The organism is Ideonella sp. FW305-24, assembly GCF_058788035.1.
In genome coordinates, this window is record NZ_JBYTAI010000013.1 from 90762 (window position 1) to 107671 (window position 16910).

General features: G+C 68.8%; 18 protein-coding genes and 1 pseudogene. 4 read left to right on the forward strand and 15 right to left on the reverse strand.

Annotated elements, in window-relative coordinates:
- Positions 1-4 precede the first annotated feature (4 nt).
- The 9 genes from AC3WR5_RS26435 to atpD form a co-directional block, all read right to left on the reverse strand.
- The gene (locus tag AC3WR5_RS26435; protein WP_492488347.1) at positions 5-916 is read right to left on the reverse strand and encodes a F0F1 ATP synthase subunit gamma; all 912 of its coding nucleotides are present in this window, start codon (positions 914-916) and stop codon (positions 5-7) included.
- Complete coding sequence (locus AC3WR5_RS26440) at positions 913-2397, reverse strand: alternate F1F0 ATPase, F1 subunit alpha (protein WP_492488495.1); 1485 nt, start codon at positions 2395-2397, stop codon at positions 913-915. The genes AC3WR5_RS26435 and AC3WR5_RS26440 overlap by 4 nt, the downstream gene beginning before the upstream one ends.
- Positions 2398-2507: 110 nt before the next feature.
- Positions 2508-3320, reverse strand: coding sequence for a F0F1 ATP synthase subunit B family protein (locus tag AC3WR5_RS26445; protein ID WP_492488349.1), 813 nt, complete (start codon positions 3318-3320; stop codon positions 2508-2510).
- A 3-nt stretch (positions 3321-3323) separates the two neighbouring features.
- The gene (locus AC3WR5_RS26450; protein WP_141288412.1) at positions 3324-3605 is read right to left on the reverse strand and encodes a F0F1 ATP synthase subunit C; all 282 of its coding nucleotides are present in this window, start codon (positions 3603-3605) and stop codon (positions 3324-3326) included.
- A 20-nt stretch (positions 3606-3625) separates the two neighbouring features.
- Positions 3626-4294, reverse strand: coding sequence for a F0F1 ATP synthase subunit A (locus tag AC3WR5_RS26455; RefSeq protein WP_492488351.1), 669 nt, complete (start codon positions 4292-4294; stop codon positions 3626-3628).
- Entirely contained in the window at positions 4278-4613 is a 336-nt protein-coding gene (locus AC3WR5_RS26460; protein WP_492488353.1) for an N-ATPase subunit AtpR, read from the reverse strand. The genes AC3WR5_RS26455 and AC3WR5_RS26460 overlap by 17 nt, the downstream gene beginning before the upstream one ends.
- The gene (locus AC3WR5_RS26465; RefSeq protein WP_492488355.1) at positions 4600-4926 is read right to left on the reverse strand and encodes an AtpZ/AtpI family protein; all 327 of its coding nucleotides are present in this window, start codon (positions 4924-4926) and stop codon (positions 4600-4602) included. Before AC3WR5_RS26465 ends, AC3WR5_RS26460 begins: the two co-directional genes overlap by 14 nt.
- On the reverse strand, positions 4916-5332 hold the full coding sequence (locus AC3WR5_RS26470; RefSeq protein WP_492488357.1) for a F0F1 ATP synthase subunit epsilon: 417 nt from the start codon (positions 5330-5332) through the stop codon (positions 4916-4918). Before AC3WR5_RS26470 ends, AC3WR5_RS26465 begins: the two co-directional genes overlap by 11 nt.
- A complete protein-coding gene (atpD, locus tag AC3WR5_RS26475) occupies positions 5322-6761 on the reverse strand; it encodes a F0F1 ATP synthase subunit beta (RefSeq protein ID WP_492488359.1) in 1440 nt (479 codons plus the stop codon). The genes AC3WR5_RS26470 and atpD overlap by 11 nt, the downstream gene beginning before the upstream one ends.
- A 203-nt stretch (positions 6762-6964) precedes the next feature.
- Here atpD and AC3WR5_RS26480 point away from each other — a divergent pair, with 203 nt between their 5' ends.
- Positions 6965-7861 carry an aspartyl/asparaginyl beta-hydroxylase domain-containing protein gene (locus tag AC3WR5_RS26480; RefSeq protein WP_492488497.1) on the forward strand — a complete coding sequence of 299 codons (897 nt, stop codon included), beginning with the start codon at positions 6965-6967 and terminating at the stop codon, positions 7859-7861.
- Between the two features lie 117 nt (positions 7862-7978).
- Here AC3WR5_RS26480 and AC3WR5_RS26485 read toward each other — a convergent pair whose 3' ends face one another.
- A complete protein-coding gene (locus AC3WR5_RS26485; RefSeq protein WP_492488360.1) occupies positions 7979-8365 on the reverse strand; it encodes a translation initiation factor Sui1 in 387 nt (128 codons plus the stop codon).
- 219 nt (positions 8366-8584) lie between these two features.
- Here AC3WR5_RS26485 and AC3WR5_RS26490 point away from each other — a divergent pair.
- The 3 genes and pseudogenes from AC3WR5_RS26490 to AC3WR5_RS26500 all read left to right on the forward strand — a co-directional run.
- Positions 8585-9529 (forward strand): annotated as a pseudogene (locus AC3WR5_RS26490) (5'-methylthioadenosine/S-adenosylhomocysteine nucleosidase); the annotation flags it as partial.
- Complete coding sequence (locus tag AC3WR5_RS26495; RefSeq protein ID WP_492488499.1) at positions 9530-10600, forward strand: purine-nucleoside phosphorylase; 1071 nt, start codon at positions 9530-9532, stop codon at positions 10598-10600. It begins immediately after the preceding pseudogene.
- A gap of 136 nt (positions 10601-10736) precedes the next feature.
- Positions 10737-13022 (forward strand): TonB-dependent receptor, encoded by a 2286-nt coding sequence (locus tag AC3WR5_RS26500; RefSeq protein WP_492488362.1) that lies wholly within the window; start codon positions 10737-10739, stop codon positions 13020-13022.
- 37 nt (positions 13023-13059) lie between these two features.
- On the opposite strand, the gene AC3WR5_RS26505 is transcribed toward AC3WR5_RS26500, so the two are convergent.
- The 5 genes from AC3WR5_RS26505 to AC3WR5_RS26525 all read right to left on the reverse strand — a co-directional run bounded on the left by AC3WR5_RS26505 (position 13060) and on the right by AC3WR5_RS26525 (position 16904).
- Entirely contained in the window at positions 13060-13674 is a 615-nt protein-coding gene (locus tag AC3WR5_RS26505; protein WP_492488364.1) for a DNA-3-methyladenine glycosylase I, read from the reverse strand.
- Entirely contained in the window at positions 13671-13964 is a 294-nt protein-coding gene (locus AC3WR5_RS26510; RefSeq protein WP_492488366.1) for a YciI family protein, read from the reverse strand. Before AC3WR5_RS26510 ends, AC3WR5_RS26505 begins: the two co-directional genes overlap by 4 nt.
- A 40-nt stretch (positions 13965-14004) precedes the next feature.
- Entirely contained in the window at positions 14005-14622 is a 618-nt protein-coding gene (locus tag AC3WR5_RS26515) for a TetR/AcrR family transcriptional regulator (RefSeq protein WP_492488367.1), read from the reverse strand.
- Between the two features lie 78 nt (positions 14623-14700).
- On the reverse strand, positions 14701-15798 hold the full coding sequence (locus AC3WR5_RS26520; RefSeq protein ID WP_492488369.1) for an adenosine deaminase: 1098 nt from the start codon (positions 15796-15798) through the stop codon (positions 14701-14703).
- Positions 15798-16904 carry a Rieske 2Fe-2S domain-containing protein gene (locus AC3WR5_RS26525; RefSeq protein ID WP_492488371.1) on the reverse strand — a complete coding sequence of 369 codons (1107 nt, stop codon included), beginning with the start codon at positions 16902-16904 and terminating at the stop codon, positions 15798-15800. Before AC3WR5_RS26525 ends, AC3WR5_RS26520 begins: the two co-directional genes overlap by 1 nt.
- Between the last annotated feature and the right edge of the window lie 6 nt (positions 16905-16910).

The window sequence follows — 16910 nt, forward strand, 5'->3', positions numbered from 1 at the left end:
CTGCTCAGGCCGCGGGCGCGGCAGCGACTGGCTTGCCAGACAGCGCGCCAAAGGCCGCGGTCAGGTCAAACAGCTCTTCGTCGATCGCGTCCTGCCGCTGCTTGTGAAAGCTGGCGCGCAAGCCGGCCAGCAATTCCTCGATGTTCCTGTCGGCCCGCTCCATCGCGGCCAGCCGGCTGGCGTTTTCGCTCGCCAGGGATTCGGCGCAGGCCTGGAAAAGCGAGATGAACAGGTGCTGGCGAATCAACACCCGCAGCACCGGGGCGCCCTCGACTATCAACTCGGGCTGGCGCCGGGTGGGCCAGGCTTGCTGCTGCAGCCCGGCGCGCCAGGCGTCGTCCAGCGGCAGCAGGGCTTCGTCCGTGGGCTCGACCGCAGAACCGTCCCGCATCCGGTTGAAGAACAGCCGGATGTGGGGCGATGCGACCTGGCCCGGATGCGACTCGGTGGCCAGCAGCAGGCGCTCGACCAGCGGCGCAATGCCCTGCACCGAACCGGGCACCGGCTGCGTGCCCACCACCGAAGCACCCGCGTCCACCAGCAAGGCCCTGGCCCGCTCACCCACCACCCAGACCGGACAGGCCCCGGCCCCGGATCGCAGCACCTGCAACACACGCTCGACCAGCACCTCGTTGAACTGCCCCACCAGGCCCTGGTCGGAGCCGAAGACGACCAGGCCTGTCGCTGCTGCCTCGCGACCGGGCCGCACTGGCGCAGCAGCTTCGGAGGCCTGCATCTGCCGCAGGCACACACCCAGGCCCTGGTTCACGGTGAGCCGGTAGTCGGCCAGCGCCAGCACCGCCTGTTCGTACTGGCGGATGCTGGCGGCGGCCAGCGCCCGCATGGTCCGCACGACGGACTGCAGGTCGCTGGCAGCGCCCATCTGGTGACGCAGCGCTGCGGTCGAGTCCGTCACGGCGCCGCTTCGGCAAAGGGCCGCAAGGCCGAGCGCGCGAGGGCGACCAGCGCGGCGACGTCGCCCTCGCCCAGCTTGCCGGCCTGCGCCAGGCCTGCGAGCAGGGCCGGCGGCATGGCCGCCACCGCGTACCGCACGGCCTGCTCGGCCTCGGCCATGCGCGCCAGCGGCACGGCGTCGAACAACCCTGCGGTCAGGGCACTCAGGATCAGCACCTGCTCGGGCACCGACAAAGGATCGGCCTGCGCCTGCTTCAGGCAGGCCCGGATGCGCTGCCCGTGCGCGATCACCTGCTGGCTGCGCTCGTCCAGGCGGGCGCCGAACTTCGAGAAAGTCTCCAGCTCCTCGAACTGCGCGTAGGCCAGCTTGAGGTCCCCGGCCACGGCGCGCAAGCTGCCCAGCTGTGCCTTGCCGCCGACCCGCGAGACCGACTGGCCCACGTCGACCGCCGGCAGCACGCCCAGTTCGAACAGCCGCGGCGACAGGTAGATCTGCCCATCGGTGATGGAGATCAGGTTGGTCGGGATGTAGGCCGACATGTCCTGCGCCTCGGTCTCGACGATGGGCAAGGCCGTGAGCGAGCCGCCACCCCGTTCGGCGCTCAGGTGGGTGGCGCGTTCCAGCAGCCGGGCGTGCAGGTAGAAGATGTCGCCAGGGAAGGCTTCACGGCCGGGAGGCCGCTGCAGCAGCAGCGACAGTTCACGGTACGCGCGGGCATGCTGGGTGAGGTCGTCGTAGACGATCAGCACGTCCCGCCCGGCTTCCATGAAGTGCTCGGCGATGCTGGTGGCCGCGTACGGCGCGATGTAGGCCAGGCCCGGCGCCTGCTGGCCTTCGCAAACGACCACCACCGTGTAGTCCAGCGCGCCGTGCTCGCGCAGCGTGGCCACCGCCTTGGCCACCGCCGAGGCCCGCTGGCGAATCGCGCAGTAGATGCACAGCACCTGCTTGCCGCGCTGGTTCAGGATGGCGTCGATGGCAATCGCCGTCTTGCCGGTCTGGCGGTCGCCGAGGATCAGCTCGCGCTGGCCGCGGCCCACGGGGATCAACGCGTCGATGACCTTGACGCCGGTCTGCAGCGGCGTGGTCACTGCCGAGCGCTCCATGATGGGCGCGGCGGGCCGCTCCACGGGCAGCCGGCTGCTGGCGCGCACAGGCCCCAGGCCATCCAGCGGCCGGCACAGCGGGTCGATGACGCGGCCCAGCAAGCCCTCGCCCACGGCCACGTCCATCACCCTGCCGGTGCGCTCGACCGGATCGCCTGCGCGCAGGCGCCAGTATTCGTCCAGCAGCACCACGCCCACGCCGTCTTCGTCGATGTCGAACGCGATGCCGTAGACGTCTCCGGGAAAGCGGACCAGTTCATCGAACGCGACATTCGGCAGGCCGGTCACCCTGGCCACCCCTGCGGCCACGTGCGTGACGGTGCCAACCTCGCTCAGGCCCAGCACCGGCGCGTGCCCCGTCCTGGCCTCGGCCATGGCGGCGAACAGCCGCTCGACCGCACGCCGCGGCGCGATGGTTTCGGCGTTCACTGGACTACCTTCGCGCTGACGCGCTTCGGTTTCGCCCTTGGGGCGGCCCGGCGGGCTCATGCGGCGCCCTGAGCTTGCACCGCCCCGGCTGCCTCCGGCCGCGCGCCCTGCTGTTGGCGGGCCAGCAGGTCGGTGAGCACCTGTGCGATGCCGTCCAGGTGCTGCGCGATGCTCCATGCAAGCTTCTGGCCGCCGGCCACCAGCTCGAGGCCGCAGACGAGGTCTGGCGCGACGACGAACTGCAGCGCGGTGACGGCGCCAAAGGTCTCTGTCAATGCGGCCTGGATCTCGGCACGCTGGGCCGCCGGAAGCGCGAAGGCGCTGCTCAGCCGGGGTGCCGCCGTGGGCACGGCCAGCGCGGCGGCAAGCGCCTGCCGGTCGGCCGCGTCCAGCGCATGCAGCCGCTGCATGAAGGCGCGGGTGGCCAGCGCTTCGAGTTCGGCCGAGGCCAGCTCGGCGAGCACCTTGCGGGAGATGGCGAAGACCTCGCGGCTGGCGCCGTCGCGCAGCTCGGCTTCCAGCGTGGCGGCCTGCTCGTGCAGCGCGTCGAGCCGGCGCGCGCTCAGCGCATCGGCGGCCTGGCGCGCGGCGGCGATCAGCCGGGCCTGCTCGGCGTCGGCCTCGCGCCTGGCCTGCGCCAGCAGTTCCGCCCGTTCACGCTCGAACGCGGCGCTCTTCTGCGCAAAGCTGTCCTGCTGCGCCTGGGCCTGCTGGGCGATGGCCTTGGCGTCGGCGAGCTGCTTGGCGATCTGCGCCTCGCGTGCGTCCACTGCGTCCAGCACAGGCTGGTAGAGGAAGCGCTTGAGCAGCGCCACCAGGATCACGAAATTGAGCGCCTGGGCGCCCACGGTGAACCAGTCGATCAACATGGCTCACTTCCCGGCGACATGGGCGATCGCGGTGTTCCAGAACGGGTTGGCGAAGATCAGGATCATCGAGACCACGAAGCAGTAGATCGCGGTGGACTCGATCATCGCCAGGCCGACAAACAGCGTGCGCGTGATGGTCGAGGAGGCATCCGGCTGCTGCGCCAGCGCCGTCAGCGCAGTGGCCACTGCACGGCCCTCGGCGAAGGCCGGGCCCATGCAGCCGAAGCCCGTGGTGAGGCCGGCAATGACGATGGAGGCCACCGCGATGATGGTCATGCTGTCCATGAGATTTCTCCTTGTGCCGGCTAGTCGCCGACGTGGGTGGCTGCGGCCACATAGACCGCGGCGAGGATGCTGAAGATGTAGGCCTGCACCATGCCGGTGAGCAGGCCCAGGGCCGTCATCAGGACAGGGAACAGGAAGGGGGTGATGGTCAGCAGGATGGCGATGATCATCGCGCCGCTCATCATGTTGCCGAACAGGCGCACCGCCAGTGCCAGGGTGCGCGAGACCTCGCTGATGATGTTGAACGGCAGCATCAGCGCGGTCGGTTCGAGGTAGGACTTGAGGTAGCCGCGCAGGCCCTGGTCGCGAATGCCGTAGAGCGGCACCGCCACGAAGACGCACAAGGCCAGCGCCAGCGTGGTCGACAGCGAGCCGGTCGGCGGCTCGTAGCCGGGCAGGATGGTGAACAGGGCCGCGGCGGCCACGAACAGGAACAGGGTGCCCAGGAAGGCCAGGTAGCGCCGCGGCTGGCGCAGGCCGACCTGCTCGATCTGCTGCACGATGCCCAGCACGACGATCTCCAGCAGGTTCTGCCAGCGCGAGCGCTGCAACCCGCGGCTCAGCCGGCGCGTCACCAGCCAGGCACCCAGCGTGAGCACCAGCGTCAGCAGCCAGGTGAACGCGATGGTGGCATTCAGCTTGAGAAAGCCGTGCAGCCAGAAGATCCATTCGTCAGGGCTGAGCCGCATGGCGTGCCTCCAGCGCTTCGTGGCCCATGCCGGGCGGGCGTGGCCGCGTCAGCCGGACCGCGATGAAGCGGGCGACCAGGAAACCCGCCAGGCAGGCCAGCAGCCGCTGCCAGTGGCCGGCACCCACCAGGTAGAAGCCCAGCGGGGTGAGGAACATGCGCAACAGCCAGCCGGCCAGGTGCTGCAGCGCAGGGCGCCGGGCGCTCAACGTGCGCTGCACCGTCCACCACAGGCTGCCGAAGAAGCAGCCGCCCAACACCAGGCCAGCCAGGCCGGCCATCGCCAACGACGGCCATGTCCAGGCCTCATTCAACTGCATCGGATCGTTCCTCGTTTTCCTTGCGCATCGCGCGGTCGGCCTGGGCCACCCAGTGCCAGGCATTGGCGCAGCCCAGCACCAGGCCAGCCACCAGCAGGGCCAGGGTCCAGCGGTGCGGCCCGGGGTAGCGCGCGTCCAGCCAGATGCCCAGGGCCGCGCCGAGCAGCGTGGGCACCACGACGGACCAGCCGATCAGGCCCATGGCACCCAGCCCGCTCCACACACCCGGTGCGCCGCGGCGCCGGGCCTGGCGTTTGCGGTCTGCCTTCGCCCCCACTTGCGCCGCCAGGGAGTTGTCGGGATCAGCGGCCACGGGCAAGCCCCTGCAGGCCGGAGAGCCGCGTCAGGCAGGCGGTCTCCAGCTTGGCCATCAGCGTGCGAAATTGCAGGGCTTCTTCGTCCTGGGCCCGGAACTCGTGCTCGACGGCGGCACGCAACTGGCCCAGGTCACGGCCCAGCATGGCGCGGCGCACCGAGACGCGAACCTCGGGCCCGGCCTTCAGCAGCACGCCTTCGTCCACCGCGACAAACACCTCGCCGTCTGCTTGCGTCTCGAAGCTGAGGATGCCCGGCGTGAGCGCGGCCACGCAGTCCCGCCGGCGCGGCAGGATGCCGAACGAGCCCTGCGCCGTTTCGGCGACGATGCGGGTCACGCCGCTTTTGGACAGCAGCACGCGCGACGGCAGCAGCACTTCCAGCCGCATGGGTTCAGGCGGCATGCGCATCCTCTGCCGGCAAGGCCTGCACCGTGATCGGCTCGCGCTTGGCCTCGGCGATGCGGCCAATCATGTAGAGCGCGCTTTCCGGATGGTCCTTGAACTCGTCGCGCAGGATGCGCTCGCAGCCGTCCAGCGCGTCCTTCAGGCCCACCGTCTTGCCGGCGATGCCGGTGAACTGCTCGGTGGTGAAGAAGGGCTGGGTCAGGAAGCGCTCGAGCCGGCGCGCCCGGGCCACCACCTTGCGGTCCTCGGAAGACAGCTGCTCCAGCCCCAGCATCGCGATGATGTCCTTCAGCTCGGCGTATTGCGCCAGCGTGCGCCGGATCTCCTGCGCCAGCCGGTAGTGCTCGGCGCCCACGATGCCGGGCGTGGCCATCTTCGAGTTGGACTGCAGCGGATCAATCGCCGGGTACAGGCCCTCGCTGGCCCGCTTGCGCGAGAGCACGATGGAGGCCGACAGGTGCGAGAAGGTGTGCACCGCCGCCGGGTCGGTGAAATCGTCTGCCGGCACGTAGACCGCCTGGATGGAGGTGATGGCGCCGGTGGCGGTGTTGGCAATGCGCTCTTCCAGCTCCGACAGCTCGGTGCCCATGGTCGGCTGGTAGCCCAGGCGCGAAGGCATCTGTCCCATCAGCCCGGAAACCTCGGAACCGGCCTGGATGAAGCGGAAGATGTTGTCGACCAGCAGCAGCACGTCGCGGTGCTCGTCGTCGCGGAAGTACTCCGCCATCGTCAGCGCTGCATGGCCGACGCGGAAGCGCGCACCGGGCGGCTCGTTCATCTGGCCGAAGACCATCACCATGTTGGGCAGCACACCGGCCTCGCGCATGTCGTGATAGAGCTCCTCGCCCTCCCGGCAGCGCTCGCCGATGCCGCAGAAGATGCTCACGCCGTCGTGGTGGCCCACCATGTTGTGGATCAGCTCGGTCAGCAGCACCGTCTTGCCCACGCCGGCACCACCGAACAGACCGGCCTTGCCGCCGGTCTCCAGCGGCAGCAGCACGTCAATGGCCTTGATGCCGGTCTCGAACACCACCGAGCGGGTGGACTGGCTGCTCAAGGGCGGCGGTGCCCGGTGCACCGAGCGGCGCTGCACGTTGGCCGGTGCGGGCAGGCGGTCGATGGGCTGGCCGAACACATCGAACATGCGAGACACGATGCCGGGCCCGACCGGCGCCTGCAGCGGCGCACCGGTGTCGTGCACCGCCATGTGGCGCGCCAGCCCCTGGGTGGAGGTCAGCGCAATGCAGCGCACATGGCCGGCATCCATCTGGGCCATCACTTCGAGCGCGATCTCTCTGCGCTCGCCTGCCAGCAGCAGCGTGCGGATCGGCGGCAGCCCGGCCTCGAAACGCACGTCCACCACGCTTGCGCGGATGGCCGTGACGCGGCCTGGCAGTGGCAATGCCCCGGGCGGGGAGACGGGCATGGGTGCCGGCAAGAAAGTCATGTGGGCCGATCTTGCAGCGCCTGGCGCCGCAGCCCTTGATCTGGCACAACTCCCGGCCCTGAAATGCCGCACCGGCGCAATTCAGGTCAACCCCACAGTCGTTCTGGAAATTCGACGTTTTTTAAGATGCGCGCACCTGACTCGCAGGCCCGTTCAACATGGCCCATCTCTGGCTACCGCCGCTGCGCTACTGGCTGCTGTTCGTCTTCGCCACTTCTGCCCTGTACGCGCATTTCCGTGGCCGCGTGCGCTTCAAGCTGTCGCGTGCGCTGACCGACTTCACGGTGCTGCTGGCGCCCGTCAACGCGCTGCTGTACCTCAGCTCCCGCGTGCCGGCCACGCCCTACCTGCCGGTGCAGGACTTCCCGGAACTGGCGCCGCTGCGCGAGCACTGGCAGGAGATCCGCGACGAGGCGCTGCTGCTGAACCACGACGGCCACATCAAGGCCGCCACCGGCCACACCGACATCGGTTTCAACTCCTTCTTTCGCACCGGCTGGAAGCGCTTCTACCTGAAGTGGTATGGCACCGACATGGCCTCGGCGCAGGCCATGTGCCCGCGCACCGTCGAGTTGCTCAGGCAGATCCCGAGCGTGAAGGCCGCGATGTTCGCCTCGCTGCCGCCCGGCGCGAAGCTGGTGCGCCACCGCGACCCCTACGCCGGCTCGCTGCGCTACCACCTGGGCCTGTTCACGCCCAACTCGGACGGTTGCTACATCGAGGTCGACGGCCAACGCCATGCCTGGCACGACGGCGAGGCGGTGATGTTCGACGAGACCTTCATCCACCACGCCGAGAACACCACCGACCAGCAGCGCGTGATCCTGTTCTGCGACGTGGAGCGCCCTGTGCACACCGCGCCCATGCGCTGGTTCAACCGCCTGTTCGGCCGCCTGGTGATGACGGCCGCGGCCGCGCGCAACCAGGACGACGAGCCCATCGGCGCCCTGAACAAGCTGTTCTCCTACGGCTACAAGATCCGCCTGGCCGGCAAGGCGCTCAAAGCCCGCTCGCGCACCACCTACTACGTGGGCAAATGGGCGCTGATGCTGGGCGCGCTGTACCTCATCCTCCGCTGACCGCGACCACGGCCACACTGCGGCGCAGGCCGGCCATCGCCGGGCCGCTCCCAAAGCGGCCGGCCCAACCCTCCCGGAGGGTGGCTTCACGTACCCGCGAAGCTGGGTGCTCCATCCCTAGCCTCCCGCCCGCTTGACCTTCCAGCCTCTGGCAGCGAGTTTTTCCATCAACAGGGCCACATGGTCGCCCTGGATCTCGATCACGCCGTCTTTCACGGTGCCGCCGGTGCCGCAGGCGGCCTTCAGTTCCTTGGCCAGCTTGGCCAGGTCTTCGGCGTTCAGCGGCACGCCACGCACCAGCGAGACGGCCTTGCCGCCCCGGCCCTTGGTTTCGCGCGAGATGCGCACCACGCCGTCCCCAGCCGGCACTGCGGCCGCCTTCAGCGCGGCGCAGCGGCAGTCGGCCAGCGCCTGCTTGCAGTCCGGACAGGTGCGGCCGCCTTCGGTCGAATAGACCAGGCGGGACAAGGACGACAGGCCGGAGCCGCGGGTCGAGGAAGCCATGGCAGTTGAAACAGGCAGCAAACAGCGAGGGAAGGATGGTGCACGGCGGCGCCAGCCGATAAGCTCGCGCGGTGCCGGATTGTCGCCGCGCTACTGCGGCTTGTACTGCTGCTGGTACGGCGCCTGCTTGCCACGCCAGCCCCTCGCGTCACACGGCCGCGTCCTGCCGTGCCTGAACCTTTGCGCATGCCTGCCTTGTTCCGTTCGCCCCTTCTCCTGATGCGCACTGCAGCCGCTGCGGCGCTGCTGGCGCTCACCGGCCTGCCGGCGTTGGCCGCAGACAGCCCGCGCTGCCTGAGCGACTGTACGCCGCGCATCGGCATCGTCTCGGCCTTCGGCGCCGAGGCCGACCTGCTGCTCGCCAAGCTGCAGCAGCCGCAGGCCTGGACCATCGAAGGCAAGCGCTTCACCACCGGCGAGCTCGAAGGCCACCGCGTGGTCGTCGTGCTGAGCGGCGTGAGCATCGTCAACTCGACGCTGGTCACGCAGCAGATGCTGGACCACTTCCGCATCGAACGGCTGGTGATGAGCGGCATTGCCGGCGGCGTGAATCCCGCCAACCACGTTGGCGACGTGACCGTGCCGGACCGCTGGGCCATGCCGATGGAGGTGTTCTGGAACGGCGACGAGAAGCTGCCTTCGCCGTGCGGCGCGCAGGGTGACGTCTCCTGCCTGGGCCTGAAGCTGGCGCAACCGGACGGCAAGACAGTGCCGCCGTTTGCGCTGCAAGGCGCCGGCGGCAGCGTGCAGACCGGCCTGTTCATGCGCGAGACCTACGCGCTGAACGCTGCCAACGCACCGGCCGGCGAATACCGCTTCGACTACCCGGTGGACCCGGCGATGCTGGCGGTGGCCAAGTCCCTGAAGCCGGACCTGCAGCGCTGCGGCCCGCGCGCGAAACAAGCTGACGGTTCGCTGGACCCCAAACTGTGCATGAAGACCCAGCCGCGCCTGCTGGTGGGCGGCCGCGGCGTGTCGGCCCCGGTGTTCCTGGCCAATGCGCAGTACCGCCGCTACCTGTTCGACACGCTGCAGGCCCAGACCTTCGAGATGGAGACCGCGGCCCTCGCCCACGTGGCCTATGTGAACCAGGTGCCGTACATCGCCTTTCGCAGCCTGAGCGACCTGGCCGGCGCCGAAGCGTTTGACGCCGACGTGGGCGCGATGTTCGCCAGCGGCCTGGCCGAGGCCAACGAGGCCGCGGTGACGCTGGCCTTCCTGAAGGCCTGGCAGTCCCCCTTGACCTCGGTGAACGCACAGATCATCGCGCCGGCCACCGGGCGCAAGGTCAAGGCGCTGGTCATTTCGATGTTCGGTCCCGAAGCAGAACCGTGGATCAAGCCGTTTGCACTCAACGAAGCCATCACCGTGCCCGGCCTGTCGCCCGACTACCCGGCCCTGCGCTGCAACGCCGACGACGTGTGCCTGCTGACCACCGGCATGGGCCACGCGAACGCCGCGGCCTCGGTGCTGGCCGTGACGCTGGATCCGCGCTTCGACCTGCGCCAGACGTATTTCCTGATCGCCGGCATTGCCGGCATCGACCCCGCGCAAGGCACGCTGGGCAGCGCCGCCTGGGCGCGCTGGCTGGTGGACGTGGGCATTGCGCACGAGATCGACGCACGCGAGATGCCCAAGTCCTGGAAGAGCGGCTACTACGGCGTGTTGACCAAGGGCCCGGGCGAAAAGCCCAAGCTGGAATACCGCACCGAAGTCGCCCGCGTGGACGAGGCGCTGCTGCAAAAGGCGCTGGCGCTGAGCAAGGGCGTGGCGCTGCAGGACAGCCCGCAGGCCCAGGCCTACCGCGCCAGGTACAAGACCGGCCCGGCCGCGCAGCCGCCAGCCGTGATCCAGTGCGACACGCTGGGCGGCGACACCTGGTGGCATGGCGACAAGCTCGGCCAGCACGCCCGTGACTGGACCAAGCTGATGACCGATGGCGCCGGCACCTACTGCACCACGCAGCAGGAAGACAACGCCACGCGCAATGCGCTCGAGCGCGCCGCCGCGGCTGGCAAGGTCGACCTGAAGCGCCTGGCCGTGCTGCGCACCGCGTCGAATTTCGACCGGCCGCACCCGGGCCAGACCGCACAGCAATCGCTGCTGGCCTCGACCACCGGCGCCACCGGGGGCTTCGTGCCGGCCACGCAGAACCTCGCCATCGTCGGCGGCACGCTGGTACGCGACATCGTGGCGAACTGGGCGCAGTGGCAGCGCGGCGTGCCGGCGCCCTGAAGCGACGGATCGCGGCAGCCCGCGCCCACCGGCGCGGCTGGATGACAAGCGCAACCGAATGCAAGCGCCCCGCAAGCGGCACGCCGGTGGCATATGCGTTGCTTTGCATGGCGGCACAACTACTTCACAAGCCGCCATGTCATCGAAGCCCACCTTCATTCCCCGCCTCTCGCCGCTGTGCCTGGCACTCGCCGCCGCACTGGCGCCTGCCCAGGCCCTGCGCGCGCAGCAGGCCAGCCCGCCGGCAGAGGAAGCCGGCAAGCTGGCCACCGTGACCGTGACCGCCGAGCGCCGCGCCGAAAGCGTGATGACCGTGCCGATGGCCGTCTCCACGCTGCGCGGCGAAACCCTGGACGTGCTGAACTCCAGCGGCGAGGACCTGCGCATGCTGTCTGGCCGCGTGCCCAGCCTGAACATCGAATCGTCCTTCGGCCGCGCCTTCCCGCGCTTCTACATCCGCGGCTACGGCAACACCGACTTCCGCCTCAACGCTTCGCAGCCTGTCTCGCTGGTGCTGGACGACGTGGTGCAGGAGAACCCGATCCTGAAGGGCTTCCCGATCTTCGACGTGGAAGGCGTGGAAGTGCTGGCCGGCCCGCAGGGCACGCTGTTCGGCCGCAACACGCCGGCCGGCGTGGTCAAGATCGACTCGGTCAAGCCGCAGAAGGGCTTTGGCGGCTACGGCAGCATCAGCTATGGCACGTATGGCACGGTGAACCTCGAAGGCGCCGTCAACGCGCCGCTGTCGGACCAGTGGCAATCGCGCTTCTCGGTGCAGGTCCAGCACCGCGACGACTGGGTCACCAACGAAGCCCCGGCCGAGCTGCAGCAGACGCACAAGCTCGAAGGCTATGACGACCGCGCCGCCCGCGCCCAGTTCCTCTACGGTGCCGGCACGCCGTTCACCGCGCTGTTCAACGTGCATGCCCGCGACCTGAACGGCAGCGCCCGCCTGTTCCGCGCCAACATCATCAAGAAGGGCAGCAACGACCTCGCCGACGATTTCGACATCAACAAGGTCTACCTGGACGGCAAGAACGAGCAGAAGCTGACCAGCATCGGTGCCAACGCGCACCTGACCTGGGCGCTGGACGGCGTGAAGCTGCACTCGATCACCGGCCTGGAGACGGTGCACTCGTACAGCCGCGGCGACGTGGACGGCGGCTACGGCTCGCAGTTCATACCCGGATCCGGCCCAGGCACCCTCATGTTCTCCAGCGAAACCGCGGACGGCCTGAGCGGCCACCGGCAGTTCTCCGAGGAACTGCGGCTGGAGTCCACCCTGCCCGGCCCGCTCAGCTGGCAAGGCGGCCTGTACTTCTTCCGCGAAACCTTCCGGATGACCTCGTACAACTACGACTCGACCGCCGGCGGGGCCTTCACCAGTTCGTCTCCCACCACGCAGAGCAACAATGCCTACGCGGCCTTCGGCTCGGTCAACTATGCGCTGGCGCCTGACCTCTCGCTGCGCGCCGGCCTGCGCTACACGCACGACAAGAAGAAGCTCTCTACCGACCCAGGCACCGTGCCCGACTTCAATGTGAGCGAAGGCCTGAGCGACGAGGTCTCCAGCAGCAAGGTCACCGGCGACGTGGCGCTGAGCTGGGCACTGGACAAGAACACCAACGTCTACGGCCGCGTTGCCACCGGCGTGCGCGGCGCCAGCATCCTGCCGGCCTCGGCGTTCAATCCGCAGTCGCACGCCGAGCCGGAAACCAGCACTTCGTACGAGCTCGGTGTGAAGACCGAGCTGTTCGACCGGCGAGCCCGCATCACCGCAGATGTCTTCCACTACGACGTGAAGAACCAACAGCTCACGGTGGTGGGCGGTGCCACGGGCAATTCCACCGTACTGGCCAGTGCCAAGAAGGCCATGGGCCAGGGCGTGGAATTCACGCTGGAGGCCTACCTCAGCGAGAACCTGCTGCTGGGCCTGAACGGCAGCGTGAACATCACCAAGATCAAGGACAAGGAGCTCGTCGTTTCCGGCTGCGGCGTCAATTTCGTCGACACAGTGCCAGTCTGCAACGTGACCGACCCCAAGATCACCAACTCCAAGGGTGCCACCGGCTACTCCATCGACGGCAACCCGCTGCCGCAGGCCCCGAAATACGTGGCCAACGCCAACCTGCGCTACAGCATCCCGACGGCGTCCGGCGAGTTCTACGCCTACACCGACTGGACCTACCGCAGCAAGGTCAACTTCTTCCTGTACGAATCGCCCGAGTTCACCGGCAAGCCCCTGACCACCGGCGGCCTGCGCCTGGGCTACGTCTGGGACAACGGCAAGTACGAACTCGCCGCGTTCGGCCGCAACATCACCAACCGTGTCGTCGTCAATGGTGCCATCGACTTCAACAACCTGACCGGCTTCGTGAACGAGCCGCGGACCTGGGGGGCGCAGTTCAAGGCGATGTTCTGAGCGTCAAGGCACAGGCGCAGTGGCGCCTGCCTGTCGTTCAACGCGGCCCGGCAAACTGCTTGCGGGCTTCGCGGGCAGGGCCCGCCATCACGCAGCCGGGCACGTGGTCATTGACCAGCCCCACGGCCTGCATGAAGGCGTAGACGGTGGTGGGGCCGACGAACTTCCAGCCGCGTTTTTTCAGGTCCTTTGACAGCGCGATGGACTCGGCCGACACCGAGACGGCCTGCGCCGGCGCGGCTTTGGCCGGATCGGCCTCGAAGCACCAGAGGTAGGCCGCCAGCGAACCCCGCTCAGCCTGCAAGGCCACCGCATGCGCGGCGTTGTGGATCACGGCTTCAATCTTGCCGCGATGGCGCACGATGCCTGCGTCGCCCAGCAAGCGCTCGACTTCAGGTTCGCCAAAGCGGGCCACGCGGTGGAAGTCAAAGCCCTCAAAGGCACGGCGAAAGTTCTCCCGCTTGGCCAGGATGGTTCGCCAACTCAGACCAGACTGGAAACCCTCCAGGCAAAGCTTCTCGAACAGCCGCACATCGTCTGACACCGGGAAACCCCATTCGGTGTCGTGGTACGCCTGAAACTCGGGCGCCGCGGCGCACCAGCGGCAGCGCGGTTGGCCATCGGTGCCGGGCAGCGTCTGCCCGGACGTCATGCCGCTTCCAGCACCGCCTGGAAAGCCGGCGCAGCGCGCGAGGGGGCGACGCCATGCACCTCGGCCTGCACCACGCCGTGCGCGACAAATGGGTCCTGCTGCAGCCGCGCCATCAAGTCTTCGCGCGAGCCCGCCCGAGCCAGCAACGCGCCACCCTGGGCATTGTCCAGTGAGCCAGCCATGAAGAACACGCCATCGTCGATGCCCTGCTGGATCCACTCGCCATGCGCGGCCATCCATTGCCTGGCCTGCGTGCGGTTCGGGCCGAAACGAAGGAATACGACATACATCACCAAAGCCTCCTGCGGGATTGAGGGAAAGAAAGAGTTCTTACGCGGCCGGCTGAGGCCGCAGCGAAGCCAGCCAAGCCTCGACCAGGTCCACCTCACGGCGGATGAAGGCTTCGTCACGGAACGCATGGGCCAGCGAGGCAATGCCTTGGCTGCGAGCCAGCAGGTGCAGGGCCAGCGCATCCGCATCCGGCTCGCGACCCAGGGCCTGGAACTGCTCGCGCAGCCAGCTGCGGAACTGGCTGAAGATCATGCTGGCGTCCGCCTGCGAGGCGTGATCCAGCTTGGACAGCTCGGCGCACAGGGTACCCACCGGACAGCCGAAGCGCTGGATGGCCTCTCGGTTCTGGATCAGCATGTCAGCGAAGCAACGCAGACGCTCAAGCGGCGTGAGCGCCCGACCAGTCCAGTCGTCCAACATGGCCTGCGTGGCAGCCTTGCGGTGCGCGATGACCGCCGAGAGGATCTCGTCCTTGGCCTTGAAGTGGTGGTAGAAGTTGCCGCGCGAAATCTTCACCTCAGCGGCGATGTCAGCGAACGAAGTGCGCTCAAAGCCCTGCTCATAGAAAAGCCGATCTGCGGCCCGAACGATGAGCTCGCGCGTGCCGACGCTGGCTGACGCTGCGGCAGGGGTCGAAGACGAAGGGCTGCGGAACATGGCGTTCGCATATTAGGACGAATGTCCTAGAACTTCAACCCGGCAGCCGTGCGGTGCTCCGCCCAGCCGCGACTCAGCCTACGCCGCGGCCTCCACGAACACCGCATCCAGCATCTCCGTCCAGCGCTCCTTGCGCAGGTCGCTGACGAAGCTGGCGTCGAAGCTGTTGCGGGCCAGGAGGTAGGCCTCGCGGGCGCCGAGCTGGGGCAAGGCTTCAAAAGTTTCGAGGTAGTTCTGGTTCAGGTAACCGCCGAAGTAGGCGGGATCGTCGGAGTTGAGGGTGGCGACCAGGCCGGCGGCGAGCAGCGCGGGCAGCGGGTGGTCGGCCAGCGTGCCCACGACGCAGAGCTTCAGGTTGGACAGCGGGCAGACGGTGAGCGGGATCTGCTCGGCGGCGAGGCGGCGCATCAGCGCCGGATCGTCGATGCTGCGCACGCCGTGGTCGATGCGCTGCGCGCCCAGCAGGTCCAGTGCGTCACGCACGTACGCGGCCGGGCCTTCTTCGCCAGCGTGGGCCACGCGGTGCAGGCCCAGTTCCTTCGCGCGGGCGAACACACGCTCGAACTTCCCGGGAGGATGGCCGCGCTCGGAACTGTCCAGGCCCACGCCGATGAACAGCTCCAGGAAGGGCTCAGCCTCCTCCAGCGTGGCAAACGCATCTTCCTCGCTGAGGTGGCGCAGGAAGCACAGGATCAGCGCGCCGCTGACGCCCAGCTGGTCGTGCGCGTCATTGCAGGCGCGCGACAGGCCGCGCATCACGGTCTCCATGGCCACGCCGCGGGCAGTGTGGGTCTGCGGGTCGAAGAACAGCTCGGCGTGCACCACGTTGTCCGCCTTGGCCTTCTCGAAGTAGGCCCAGGCCATGTCGTAGAAGTCCTGCTCCTGCAGCAGCACGCTGGCGCCGGCGTAGTAGATGTCCAGGAAGCTCTGCAGGTCGGTGAAGGCATAAGCCTGGCGCAGCGCTTCGACGCTGGCGTAGCGCAGGGCCACCTGGTTGCGCTGCGCGAGCTTGAAGATCAGCTCCGGCTCCAGCGAGCCTTCGATGTGGATGTGCAGTTCGGCCTTGGGCATGCGGGCCAGCAGCGCCGGCAGCGCGGCGCGCGGAATGCGGTCGAACAGCGTGTCGTCCAGCGGAACGGACGGGGCGGCAGCGGCAACAGCAGGAACGGCTGGCATCAGCAGACTCCAAAGGTGATCAGGTGGCGGCGCAGGTAGCGCCGGTAGGCGGCGGAAGCCTTGTCGGCCGCACTGTGCACTTCACGTGCCATGCGGCCTTCGTCGGTCAGGCCCAGCGGCAGGCGGCGCGGGCGTTGGGATTCGAGCACCGGCCGGTCCTGCAGGAAGATGGCCTGCTGAAACTCGCGCAACGCCGCCTCGCGCTCGGGCGACACGCCGCCTTCTGCTGGCACCGCGAGACGGAACCAGACGCGGCTGCGTTCTTCATCGAGCGGGCAGATCAGCAGCGCGATGGCCTCGCGGTGACCGTCATCAAGTGCGGGCACCTTCTCCAGCACCGCGGCATACGGCGCGGGCAGGTGGTAGACGTAGTCGACCCAGGCGCCCTCGGCAGCGGCTTCATGGGCACGCGGCTGCCAGGCCTTGCAGCCGCTGATGCGCAAGGCTTCGGCGCGGCCCGTGGTGGCGTCGGCCGGCACGATTTCGACCTGGTAGTCCGGCACCTGCAGGTGCTCGGCGTCGCCCAGCCAGCCCGCATGCACCAGGCCGAAGTGCGCCAGGTCCAGGAAGTTCTCGACGATGCGCGGCGCGCTGGCCGCCACGTCGAAAGGGCCGACGTTCAGGCGGTGCAGGCCGGCGTCCGCCTCGGCATCGAAGCTGGGCAGCTGGACCGGCCCGCCGTCTGGCCGCAACCAGACCAGGCCGCGCGCCTCGGCCAGGCTGGCGCAGTGCAAGCGGTGCGAGGCGGGCGGCACGAAGCCGGGCACGGCCGGCACCGCAACGCAGTGGCCGTTGCCGGCAAAACGCCAGCCGTGGTATGGGCACTGCAACTCGCCGGCAGCCACCCGGCCGAGCGAGAGTTGCGCGCCGCGGTGGGGGCATTGGTCAGGCGCTGCGCGCAGGCTGCCTGCGGCATCGCGCCAGAGCACCCAGTCGCGGGCCAGCACGCGCACGGGCCAGGGGCCGGGGCCTTGGCAGGCCGCAACATCGGCAACCGGGTGGCTGCCGGCAGCCTCGGGCCGCGGCGGTTCGGCGGCGCCAGGCGGCGCGCGCTCAGGGTCGGCGGGAGCAGACGGGGCTGCCGAGGCTGGCGGTGAGGCGGGCATGGCCCA